Raw genomic sequence first — 10324 nt, 5'->3', positions numbered from 1 at the left:
GCAGGCATGAAGTCCTCGATCAAGATCATCGCCGGCAATGCGAGCCGGCCCTTGGCCGAGGCCATCGCCGGCTACCTCGAACTGCCGCTGGCCAAGTGCATGGTCCGGCGGTTCGCCGACATGGAGATCTTCGTCGAGATCCAGGAGAACGTGCGCGGCGAGGACGTGTTCATCGTCCAATCGACCTCGTATCCGGCCAACGACCACCTGATGGAGCTGCTCATCATGATCGACGCCGCGCGGCGCTCCTCGGCGCGGCGCATCACGGCGGTGATCCCGTATTTCGGCTACGCCCGGCAGGACCGGCGCACGTCCGGCCGCACCCCGATCTCGGCCAAGCTCGTGTGCAACCTGATCACCGAGGCCGGCGCCGACCGCGTGCTCACGCTCGACCTCCATGCCGGCCAGATCCAGGGCTTCTTCGACATCCCCACCGACAACCTGTTCTCCGCGCCCGTGATGGTGCGCGACATCAAGGAGCGGCTCACCACCGCCGACCGCATGGTGGTGTCGCCCGACGTCGGCGGCGTGGTGCGGGCACGCGCCATCGCCAAGCGCATCGACGCCTCGCTCGCCATCGTAGACAAGCGCCGCGAGCGCGCGGGCGAGTCGGAGGTGATGAACATCATCGGCGACGTGGAAGGCCGCTCGTGCATCCTCGTCGACGACATCGTCGATTCCGGCGGCACGCTGGTCAACGCGGCCGAGGCGCTCCTCAACGCCGGCGCCAAGGAGGTCTCGGCCTACATCACCCACGGGGTGCTCTCAGGGGGCGCGGTCTCGCGGATCAGCGCCTCGCGGATGAAGGAGCTGGTGATCACCGACTCGATCCAGCCGACGCAGGCCGTCAAGCTCGCGCGCAACATCCGCGTCGCGACGATCGCGCCACTGCTCGGCGAGGCGATCGGCCGGACGGCGACGGAGGCCAGCGTGTCGAGCCTGTTCGACTGACCATCGGCCTCCCTCTTCGGGCTACCGTAGCCACGCATCTCGGTTCGCGCGTCGGGGCTGTGTCTCTTCCCTGTTGCGAGATGGACAGGGCGTTCGGCCGATGGCGGCGGCGACGCTGGGACCGTTCGGCGATCGCCGCCTGATCGAGATGGGCGGTCGCGGCCTCAGCGTCCGGGGTCGGGGCGGCGACCGCGCCGGGCGATGGACGCGACGGTGGAGACCGCCGCCGCGGGGACAGGGCCCGCGTTGCGCGGGCCGCCACGTCCTGGCGATCCAGGACACGACGGTGATCCGCTCCACGGACGGCGGGCGGTCTCTCCCTCCTCCGGTGATCGCGGTGGACGCGCAGGACGGCGCCCTGCCGGGCCGTGGTGCATGCGGCGGCGCTGGTGCGATCGCAAGGCGACGCGGCTTGGCCTGCCCGTCGAGGCCAAGGAGAAGTCCCCGTGCCCGGCGCGGTGCGGTGCGAGGACGTTCAGGCGGGATTTGGAGGTGCCGGTGCGGAAGGCCGTGAAGCGCGCATCGCCGATCTGCGTGGTGACGCCATCGGCCCGCGCATGCCGGGCCGAGGTGTCGTCGAGGCTGATCCAGGCCGCGTTCGCAAGGCCGGCGCGCAGGACCGCTTGGTCCTCGGCGACGAAGCGATCGAGCGGACCGCTCAGGAGCCGCACCACCTGTCGCTTGGAGATCGTCAGCCCATCCGCTTTCTGGCAAAGTCCCCTTCCGCTACGGTTGGAATCGGGTGATTGGCGACGGCCTTCCGGGGAACCAACCCTTGCGCGACGAGCTCTGGGCCAAGCGTGGGGCAGAGGGCGGATGGCATTCACTCGTCGATCATTCGGCGGACGTCAGCGCGGTCCTTCAGCGTCTGCTTGCGCTGCCGTCAGTTGCCAGAGCGATCGGAGTGGTCGCCGCGCCCGACATCACGGACGCGCGCTCGATGACGGTCCGGCTCGCCGCGCTCGCCTTCCTGCACGACATCGGCAAGGCCAATCGCGGCTTCCAGGCCCGATCCGATCCTAGCGCCGCTCAGGTCGGTCATATCGACGAGCTTGCCTGGATCTTCTCCGGCAGCAGGGAAGCGGACCCGATCTGCGCAGCCCTGATCGACGCGCTCGGCCTCGACCGGATCGCCGCGTGGCTGCCGCCCGGCGATCCCGGCCTCTTCGATGCCGCCTTCGCCCATCACGGCCGCCCCTGGGGCCTGCGCCGGTTGGGCTTCGGACTGACCGACGTCCGGAACGCCGCCGCCCATTGGCGCCTGACGCCGGACGACCCGATCGCGCGGCTCGGGCCGATGCGGGTTGCGCTCGACACATGGTTCGGGAGCGCCTTCGAGGCAGCTCCGGTGCTGCCCACGGCCCCCGCTTTTCAGCACATCTTCGCGGGCCTGCTCATGCTGGCCGACTGGTTGGGGTCCAACCCGGCGGAGTCGTTCTTCCCGTTCGCGGACGGGCGTGAGCCGAACCGGATGGCCTTCGCGCTGGAACGCGCGCGTAGCGTGCTGCGCGAGACCGGGCTCGACGCGAGCCGCTTCCGCACCGGCGAACGGCGCGTCGGTGCATCCTTCGCGACCGCGTTCGCAGATGGCAGGCCTTCGTTCGAGCCGCGCCCGATCCAGAGAGAGACAGCCGCCGCCGCAGCAAAAATCCTCATTCTCGAATCCGAGACCGGTTCCGGAAAGACCGAGGCGGCGCTCTGGCGCTTCGCGGAGCTGTTCCGGGCCGGGGAGGTCGACGGGCTCTACTTCGCGCTGCCGACCCGGGTGCTCGCCGTGCGCCGCGCCGGCGCGGTGCCGCCCGGCTATGCCGGCGAGGACGGCCTCGCCCTCGTCTGGCTGCGGCCCTGGGACGGGACCGTCCCGCTGCGGCAGGCCGAGCTCGATCCGTGGTACGTCGAGATCTGCCGGCGGGTGCGCCTCGGCGACGCCGGCGGCCGGATCGCCGCGCAGGCCGGCGGCTCGAAGGCGCCCCGGATCGTCCCGGTTCCGGGCGGCGTCACCGGCGATCCCTGGGCGCCCTTGGTGCAGGACAAGGACGGCCTCAAGGTCCTGACGGTGGATGCCGGCGGCTTCGGCTACCGCCGCATGGCCCGGTTGCTGTTCGGACAGGACAGCCACGTGCCCTCGCCGCTCGCGCGGGTGTCGGCCGAGGATGCCGCGGGCGGCCTGACGGTGCTCGCGCGGGCGCTGACGCGCGGCCAGGGCAAGACGGAGGGCCTGCACGAGCGCCGCGTACCGGTGAGCAACACCGTCGCGGCGATGCTGAGCAACCGCCGGACGGACCCGCTCGCGGCCGCCGCCACCGAGCGCGTCAAGCTGGCCGGCGAGATCCAGAACCGCGTGCTCAAGCCGGCGCTCTACGCCCTGTTCGAGAACGGGCCGGACCAGATCGACTACAGGGACAGCGGCGCGGCGGCCCGCGCCCGCGACTTCCTGGCGCGGTTCGATCGCACCGTGGACGCCACGTTCTTCGCCGACCTGTGGCGGGACTTCGAGCCGGACGCTTCGGCCGCCGACGCCAGGGCGAGCTGGGTCGGGCGCTTGGTGCGCGACGTCGCCTGGCCGCTGATCGTCGAGGCGGACCGGGGCATGTCGAAGGCCGTCGGCCGCCGCCGACGCGCGCTCGCCCGGGCCGAATCGCTGTTCTGGTCGGCCGCGCGCCGCAACAGGGACCTGCAGCCCTACTGGCGGGAGGCGCCCCGTGACGACGCAGCCTGAGACGCCGGAGCCGCACCGGCCGCCCGACCGGAGCCGGATCGTCGCCGCGATCGCGGCGAGCCTCCGGAACGTGGACGCGTTCGGGACCGGGCCGCTGGCCGAGCTGCGCCGGCTCGATCCCGCCGGTTCCCTGTGCGAGCCGACCCTCCACCGCCTGCTCGCGCGGCACCGGGTGCCGCAGGGATGGCTCGACGGGGCCGGAATCCGGGACTGGGGCTTGGTGATCCACGCGATGGCGCTCGCATCGCCCGGCCCGCTGAGCGCGCCCGCGCATGACAGGGAGCCGGACGGGGCCGACGCGCGGGCGGCCTTCTGGCGCGACGAGAGCCGCCGGGCCGAGCGGCGCTTCGGCGAGGCGCTGTTCGAGGCGGGTTTCAGCGAGCGGCGCTTCGTGAACCTGCTCGACGCCGCTCCCGATGCCCTCCTCGTCGCCCTCCCGCGGGCGGTCCGCTTCCTGGTCGCGGGCGGCGGCCCCCTGCCCGCCCTCGCGGCGGTCGGCCTCGTGATGTCGGCCGAGGCGGACGGGGACTGGTCCGACCGAGTCCGCCAGCGCATCGCGCGCGGCTACTACCAGGCCGAGTTCCGGGCCGGGAACCCGCAAGCCCAAGCCATCTCGCAAGCCATCTCGCAAGCCCCCTCGGGAGACGCCGCGTGACCCGCTTCCTTCAGATCCACTCGCTGTCGTCCTATCCGGCCGTCCTGCTCAACCGGGACGACGCGGGCCTCGCCAAGCGGTTGCCCTACGGCGGCTCGACCCGCACCCGCGTCTCCTCGCAGAGCCTCAAGCGACATTGGCGGATGGCCGAGGACGCCTGGGCGCTGAAGGGCGTCGGCGCCCCCATGGGCATCCGCTCGCGGGAGATCGTCGAGCGGCGCATCCTGCCGCGGCTCACGGGTGATCCGGAGGTGGTGAAGGCCGTCGGCGCCGCGCTGGTCAAACACCTGTACGGCAGGAACAGCGCGGCCGTGCGCGACCGGCAGGCGATCCTGCTCGGGCAGCCGGAGATCGACTACCTCGCCCGGATCGCGGCCGAGGCCGCGGCGGCGGCCTCCGGCGCGACGTCGGCGGCCGCCGAGATCGACGCGCGGCTCGCCAAGGGTACCGGCAAGGCCAACCTCGCCGCGATGCTGGCGAGTGCCGGAACGCTCGCGGCCGGGCTCGAAGCGGCGCTGTTCGGCCGCATGGTGACCTCCGACCCGGACGCCAACACGGACGCGGCGATCCACGTCGCGCACGCCTTCACGGTGCATCGCGAGGAGAGCGAGAGCGACTACTTCACGATGGTCGACGACCTGAGGGTCGAGGCCGGCGCGGCGGGCTCGGGCGGCATCTTCGATACCGAGCTCACCTCCGGCCTGTTCTACGGCTACGTGGTGGTGGACGTGCCGCTGCTCGTCTCGAACCTCGCGGGAGACCCCGACCTTGCCGGGAAGGTCGTCGAGCACCTGCTCCACCTGATCGCGACCGTCTCGCCGGGCGCCAAGAAGGGCTCGACCGCGCCCTACGCCTACGCCGACCTGATGCTGGTCGAGGCGGGGACGCGCCAGCCCAGGAGCCTCGCGGGCGCCTTCCGCAAGGCGGTGCCGCTGCGGCGCGACGGCGACCTCGCGGCCGATGCGATGATAGAAATGGTCCGTCACCTCACGAAGCTCGACGCGGCCTACGGAAGCGGCGAAGCGCGTGCGCACCTCTCGGTCCTGGACACGCCCGCCGACGGCTTCGGCGCCGCGCTGACCCTCGACGCGCTCGCGGCCTGGGCGGCCGGGCGCGTGAGCGCGCCGGACGCGACGAGGACGGCAGCCTGATGCCGCGCTTCCTCCTTCTCCGGTTGGAGGCGCCGATGCTGGCCTTCGGCGGCGAGACGGTCGATGCGCGCGGCGTGATCGCCGCGTTTCCGGGCGCCTCCCTGCTCACCGGCCTCCTGGCCAACGCGCTCGGCTACCGCCGCGGCGAGCACGAGCGGCTACAGGCGCTGCAGGACCGGCTTGTCTTCGCGGCACGGCTCGACCGCATCGGCGCGCGCATCACCGACTTCCAGACCGCCGCGCTCGGGGCCGCCGACCAGGGCTGGACCACCCGCGGCCGGCCGGAGGGGCGGGCCGGCGGCGCGGCCACCTACAAGAGCCCGCACATCCGCCGCCGCGACTACGATTGCGACGTCTCCTGCGCCGTCGCCCTGCGCCTCGAGCCGGCGGATGTGGCCCCGACCCTCGACGACCTCGCGCAGGCGCTCGCAGCCCCGGCCCGGCCCCTGTTCCTCGGCCGCAAGCCCTGCCTGCCGGCCTGCCCGATCGTCCACCCAGATCCCGAGCGGCGGATCGCGGAGGCCGACGACCTCGCGGCCGCGCTGGCCCGGGTAGCGCCGGCCGACGACGAGTCCGAGGCGAGCCTCCGGCTCCTCCTGCCGGAGAGTGAGGCCGGACAGACGCGCGACGACGTCCGGCCGGTGACCGACGCGCGCGATTGGCGCTCGGGCGTGCACGGCGGGCACCGGATGGTCCGCATCCGCTCGCTGCCGCGCCCGGCGGGCCCGGCATGACGCTGCACCTCCTCCAGATGCGGCCCGCCATGGGGCCGCTCCTGCGCTGGGCCGAACACCGCGGCTTGGTCGCCCGGCAGGGTCCCGACGACCTCGGCTACGCCCTGCACGCCATCCTCAAGGCGGCCTTCGGCGAGCATGCGCCCCAGCCCTTCGTGCTGCTCGATCCGCCGCGTCGGCGCGCCCGGCCCGGCACCGAGGGCGCGCCGCAGATCCTCGCCTACACGCGCGCGGACGTGGCGGTGCTGCGCGATCACGCCGCCGCCTTCGCCGCGCCCGAGGTGAGCGAGGCGCTCGGCCTCGGCGCGCTCGCCGCCAAGGCGATGCCGGGGCGCTTCGCGGCCGGCACCCGGCTCGGCTTCCGCACCCGCATCCGGCCGACGGTCCGCCGCGACCGCGACGGCGACCGAACCCGGACGCGCGAGCACGACGCCTATCTCGCTGCCGTGGAAGCCTATCCGGTCGAGGACGGCCGCGGGACCGCGCCGGTCAGCCGCGGCGAGGTCTATCGCGACTGGCTCGCCCGGCAGCTCGCGGCCGGCGGCGCAGGCTTGGAGGGCGCGGCGCTCGACGCGTTCCGCCTCACCCGCACGCTCCGGCGCGGCCGCGACCGTGCGTTGCGCCAGATCCCGCCGTCGAGCGCCGTCATGCAGGGCGCGGCCGGCCATCCGGACGCGGTGGTCACCGGCACGCTGAGCGTGCGCGACCCGGACGCCTTCGCGACCCTGCTCGCCCGAGGTGTCGGGCGCCACCGCGCCTTCGGCTTCGGCATGCTGCTGCTCAGGCCGCCGGTGTGAGCCGATGCTGAAAGGACGCCTCGAGCTTGAAGACCGCACGCCTGCCCCATGCCGACCGGCACGGGCTGCTCTGGCTCGACCGCGGCAGCCTCACGGTCGAGGACGGCTGCCTGCGGTTCGTGGCGGCTGGGAGCGAGACGGTGCCGGCGGGCGATTACCGCATCCCGCACCAGTCCCTCTCGATGGTGTTGCTCGGCCCGGGCTCGACCGTGAGCCACGACGCGCTGCGCATCCTGGCCCGGCACAACACCGCGCTGGCGGCGATCGGCGAAGGCGGCGTGCGCTTCTATACCGCGCAACCGCTCCTGCCCGACACCTCGGCCCTCGCCCGCCGGCAGGCGATGGCCTGGGCCGACCCGAAGGGCGGCCGGATGAAGGTGGCGCGCCGCATGTACGCGCTTCGCCTCGGCGAGGTGCTGCCGCACCGGGACATCGCCGTGCTGCGCGGCATCGAGGGCGCGCGCGTGAAGGTGATCTATCGCCAAGTGGCCGACCGCTACGCCATCCGCTGGGAGGGCCGCAGCTACGACCGCCAGAACCCGAACGCCGCCGACATCCCGAACCAGGCGCTCAACCATGCCGCCTCGGCGGTCGAGGGCGCCGCCGCGATCGCGGTCGCCGCCACCGCCACCATTCCACAGCTCGGCTTCGTGCACGAGGAATCCGGCCAGAGCTTCGTGCTGGACGTCGCCGACCTCGTTCGCGACACCGTCACGGTCCCCTGCGCCTTCAAGGCCGCCAAGGCGCACGAGAAGCGCCCGTTCGAGCCGATCGAGCGCCTCGCGCGCCGCACCGTCGCCGAGCGCCTGCGCCGCGACGGCGTGATCCCGGCCATGATCGATCGCATCAAGACCCTCTTCGAGGACGGCGACCCGTGAGGTTGGGGGGTTTCCGATGCCGATGACGGTGGTCGTGACCCGCGACGTCGCGGACCGCTACCGCGGCTTCCTGTCCTCGATCATGCCGGAGGCCGCGCCCGGTGTCTTCGTCGGCGCCGAACTGTCGAGGGGCGTGCGCGAGCGCCTCTGGGCCGTGATGCAGGATTGGTGGTCGGATCTGCCGGGCGGCTCGGTGGTGCTTCTGTGGAAGGACGACGCCGAACCCGGCCGCCTCGGCCTGCGAACCCTCGGCCTCTCGCCGCGGACCCTGGCCGATCTCGACGGGGCGCTTCTCGTGCGCCGCTGAGGCCCGTTCTTTGACATCGTGAACGGCGCCAGATACTTGGCTGGCAGAGGCTCCCCCGCCCACGCGGGGATGGACCCGCCACGCCGCTGATCGTGTGGCGGCCTGCCGCGGCTCCCCCGCCCACGCGGGGATGGACCCCCGCACACCGGCATCCGGCGCATCGACCAGGCGGCTCCCCCGCCCACGCGGGGATGGACCCGGCGGATCGACGGGGCTTGCGGAGTGCAGGGCGGCTCCCCCGCCCACGCGGGGATGGAGCCCGGCCTGCCCCGTCGTCGAGGGCGAAGCCGGCCCTCGTCACGCGCCGCTTCCGGGTGCCGCTGCTGTGGACCGTGCTCGACCATCCGGGCAACAGCGACACGGGCCAGCGCATCGCCCTGCTGCGGCGCTATCTCAGCCTGTCCGAACCCGGCTCGGTCGAGCTTCTTCTGGCCGACCGCGCGTTCATCGGCGCCGACTGGATGCGGTTCCTGATCGAGAGCCGGGTCCCCTTCACCATTCGGGGTCAAGCAGGACCTGATCATGGCCCTGGCCGACGTCAGCTTGTGGTCGATCGAGATGCTCCTGCGCAGAAGCCGCGCCTGTCACACCATCCACACGCGCGACCCGTTCCTGCCCGACAGCCGCCTGCCGGTGCGCTTGGCCGCCAAACGCCTCGCGAGCGGCCGATGGCTGCTCGTGACAACCAACAGCCCCGAGCCGCGCCGGGCGCTCCAGACCTATCGCAGGCGCTGGGGGATCGAGGGCCTGTTCGGCGACGCCAAGACGCGCGGCCTAAACCTGGAGGACAAGGCCGAAGGTTCGCGAACCGGGTTCGCACCCCGCCCATGGGTTCGCGGGTTCGCACTTGGGTTCGCGCGCTATCGGTCTGCGAAGGGATCAAGGATCGCGACCCCTGTCCGGGCGACATCGGCGATGTTTCGCGTGACGAGTGTCAATCCGTGGACCTTGGCGGTTGCCGCCAGCAGCCCGTCGATCAGCGGCAGCGGATCGGGAACGCTCAAGAGCGTCCAGGCTTCGGCAACGGGCTCGTCGATAGGAAGCACACGGTCACCCAGGCGGGTCCGCATTTGCGCGAACCATCGGTCGAAGCCCTCAGCTTGCTCGGGATCGTTGCGGCGCTTCAATTCGATACCCCGCCGGATTTCGGCGAGGACGACGACACTGGTGCCGATATCCTTCACCGGGGTTTGGGCAACCCACTTGGCGACGTTCGGGTGCGCGCGCTCCCTCTTGCGGATCTCGGAAATCACGTTCGTGTCGAGGAGGAATTTCAAAGTTCGACCTCACGCCAGCCCTTCTGGCGCGGCTGATCGAAGACGCCCGCAAATGCCTCATCGGGAAGATCAGAACCGAAAACATCGAAAGCGGTTTTCACTTCTGGATCGATCAGCACCTGCTCCAAAGTGGAGCGAAGCGATTTTGCCCGCTCTGGATCGCCACGAAGGGTTTCTGCGAGCGCGCGGATAAGGCCCGTATCCCCTTTGGCCGCCTGAACTTCAACGCGGACAAGCCCGCGAGCAACCGCCCGGCGCCGATGCGTCGTCGAAGCCTTCTTTTGGGACGTGGTCGCCATGGTCACTCTCCGTATCTCAAATTCTCCCGGTTATATCCCCGAGAAATCATTGACACCACCTGAATCCTGCGTTTGGAGACACCATGCTGGTGATTACCCACCCCCTTGCGTGAGGGGGAATTCGCTGATTCCTTCGTGGGATGGGCCGAAGCGATCTTGAGCGGCTGAGCCGCGAGGAGGTGATCGAACTGGTGCTGCGGCTGCAGCGCCCGGAGAAGACCTCGCGCACGTCTTCGAAGCCGCCCGCGACCGACCGCAAGGAGCGGGGCGAGCAATCCAAACCCGGCGGCGCCAAGCCTAGAGCGCACTCCGACGAAGTGGATGCCGGTTCGTCGGAATGCGCGTTAAAACAAAGACCTAGAGCCGTGACCCGACCCAACGTGGTCGGGCACGGCTCTAGTCATGAAGGCCATAGCCGGGTGATGAGCGATGACCCTGATACGGTGGTGGAGCATCGTCCCACCAGCTGCGTGTGCTGTGGCGGAAGCCTGCAGGGGGATCTTGCCGCCGAGATCGTCAGCCTTTCCGCGCGGATCGACCTGCCGGAGGTGGCGCC

Annotated in this window: 11 protein-coding genes, 1 pseudogene and 1 CRISPR repeat array; of the genes and pseudogenes, 10 read left to right on the top strand and 2 right to left on the bottom strand. The window is 71.6% G+C overall.

What is annotated here, in order from left to right:
- The first annotated feature begins 6 nt into the window (after positions 1–6).
- From ACFE86_RS18320 to cas2e, 9 genes are all read left to right on the top strand, one after another.
- Positions 7–951: a ribose-phosphate pyrophosphokinase gene (locus ACFE86_RS18320; RefSeq protein ID WP_375456752.1), complete on the top strand. Its 945-nt coding sequence runs from the start codon at positions 7–9 to the stop codon at positions 949–951.
- Between the two features lie 446 nt (positions 952–1397).
- Complete coding sequence (locus tag ACFE86_RS18315; protein ID WP_375456751.1) at positions 1398–1697, top strand: hypothetical protein; 300 nt, start codon at positions 1398–1400, stop codon at positions 1695–1697.
- Positions 1694–3670 (top strand): CRISPR-associated endonuclease Cas3'', encoded by a 1977-nt coding sequence (locus ACFE86_RS18310; protein WP_375456750.1) that lies wholly within the window; start codon positions 1694–1696, stop codon positions 3668–3670. The genes ACFE86_RS18315 and ACFE86_RS18310 overlap by 4 nt, the downstream gene beginning before the upstream one ends.
- Positions 3654–4325: a type I-E CRISPR-associated protein Cse2/CasB gene (locus ACFE86_RS18305; protein WP_375456749.1), complete on the top strand. Its 672-nt coding sequence runs from the start codon at positions 3654–3656 to the stop codon at positions 4323–4325. Before ACFE86_RS18310 ends, ACFE86_RS18305 begins: the two co-directional genes overlap by 17 nt.
- A complete protein-coding gene (gene cas7e / locus ACFE86_RS18300; protein ID WP_375456748.1) occupies positions 4322–5476 on the top strand; it encodes a type I-E CRISPR-associated protein Cas7/Cse4/CasC in 1155 nt (384 codons plus the stop codon). Before ACFE86_RS18305 ends, cas7e begins: the two co-directional genes overlap by 4 nt.
- Positions 5476–6210 (top strand): type I-E CRISPR-associated protein Cas5/CasD, encoded by a 735-nt coding sequence (gene cas5e / locus ACFE86_RS18295; RefSeq protein WP_375456747.1) that lies wholly within the window; start codon positions 5476–5478, stop codon positions 6208–6210. The genes cas7e and cas5e overlap by 1 nt, the downstream gene beginning before the upstream one ends.
- Complete coding sequence (locus tag ACFE86_RS18290; protein ID WP_375456746.1) at positions 6207–7007, top strand: type I-E CRISPR-associated protein Cas6/Cse3/CasE; 801 nt, start codon at positions 6207–6209, stop codon at positions 7005–7007. Before cas5e ends, ACFE86_RS18290 begins: the two co-directional genes overlap by 4 nt.
- A gap of 26 nt (positions 7008–7033) precedes the next feature.
- Positions 7034–7885, top strand: a complete 852-nt coding sequence (gene cas1e / locus ACFE86_RS18285; protein WP_375456745.1) for a type I-E CRISPR-associated endonuclease Cas1e — start codon at positions 7034–7036, stop codon at positions 7883–7885.
- 22 nt (positions 7886–7907) lie between these two features.
- The gene (cas2e, locus tag ACFE86_RS18280) at positions 7908–8192 is read left to right on the top strand and encodes a type I-E CRISPR-associated endoribonuclease Cas2e (RefSeq protein ID WP_375456744.1); all 285 of its coding nucleotides are present in this window, start codon (positions 7908–7910) and stop codon (positions 8190–8192) included.
- A gap of 46 nt (positions 8193–8238) precedes the next feature.
- Positions 8239–8452: a CRISPR direct-repeat array (repeat unit 31 nt; unit sequence GCGGCTCCCCCGCCCACGCGGGGATGGACCC).
- 600 nt (positions 8453–9052) lie between these two features.
- Here cas2e and ACFE86_RS18275 read toward each other — a convergent pair.
- Both ACFE86_RS18275 and ACFE86_RS18270 read right to left on the bottom strand, forming a co-directional pair.
- Positions 9053–9469, bottom strand: a complete 417-nt coding sequence (locus tag ACFE86_RS18275) for a type II toxin-antitoxin system VapC family toxin (RefSeq protein ID WP_375456743.1) — start codon at positions 9467–9469, stop codon at positions 9053–9055.
- Positions 9466–9768: a hypothetical protein gene (locus ACFE86_RS18270; protein ID WP_375456742.1), complete on the bottom strand. Its 303-nt coding sequence runs from the start codon at positions 9766–9768 to the stop codon at positions 9466–9468. The genes ACFE86_RS18275 and ACFE86_RS18270 overlap by 4 nt, the downstream gene beginning before the upstream one ends.
- A 140-nt stretch (positions 9769–9908) precedes the next feature.
- Here ACFE86_RS18270 and ACFE86_RS18265 point away from each other — a divergent pair.
- A pseudogene (locus ACFE86_RS18265) lies at positions 9909–10324 on the top strand (hypothetical protein); the annotation flags it as partial.

Source organism: uncultured Methylobacterium sp., from assembly GCF_964244095.1.
GTDB lineage: Bacteria > Pseudomonadota > Alphaproteobacteria > Rhizobiales > Beijerinckiaceae > Methylobacterium.
This window is presented reverse-complemented; position numbering and strand designations above follow the sequence as displayed.

Bases quoted from the DNA above. Each gene is read 5' to 3' on its own strand.
- ACFE86_RS18270 (WP_375456742.1), bottom strand. From the start codon at position 9,768: ATGGCGACCACGTCCCAAAAGAAGGCTTCGACGACGCATCGGCGCCGG.
- ACFE86_RS18290 (WP_375456746.1), top strand. From the start codon at position 6,207: ATGACGCTGCACCTCCTCCAGATGCGGCCCGCCATGGGGCCGCTCCTG.
- cas5e (WP_375456747.1), top strand. From the start codon at position 5,476: ATGCCGCGCTTCCTCCTTCTCCGGTTGGAGGCGCCGATGCTGGCCTTC.
- cas2e (WP_375456744.1), top strand. From the start codon at position 7,908: ATGACGGTGGTCGTGACCCGCGACGTCGCGGACCGCTACCGCGGCTTC.
- ACFE86_RS18320 (WP_375456752.1), top strand. From the start codon at position 7: ATGAAGTCCTCGATCAAGATCATCGCCGGCAATGCGAGCCGGCCCTTG.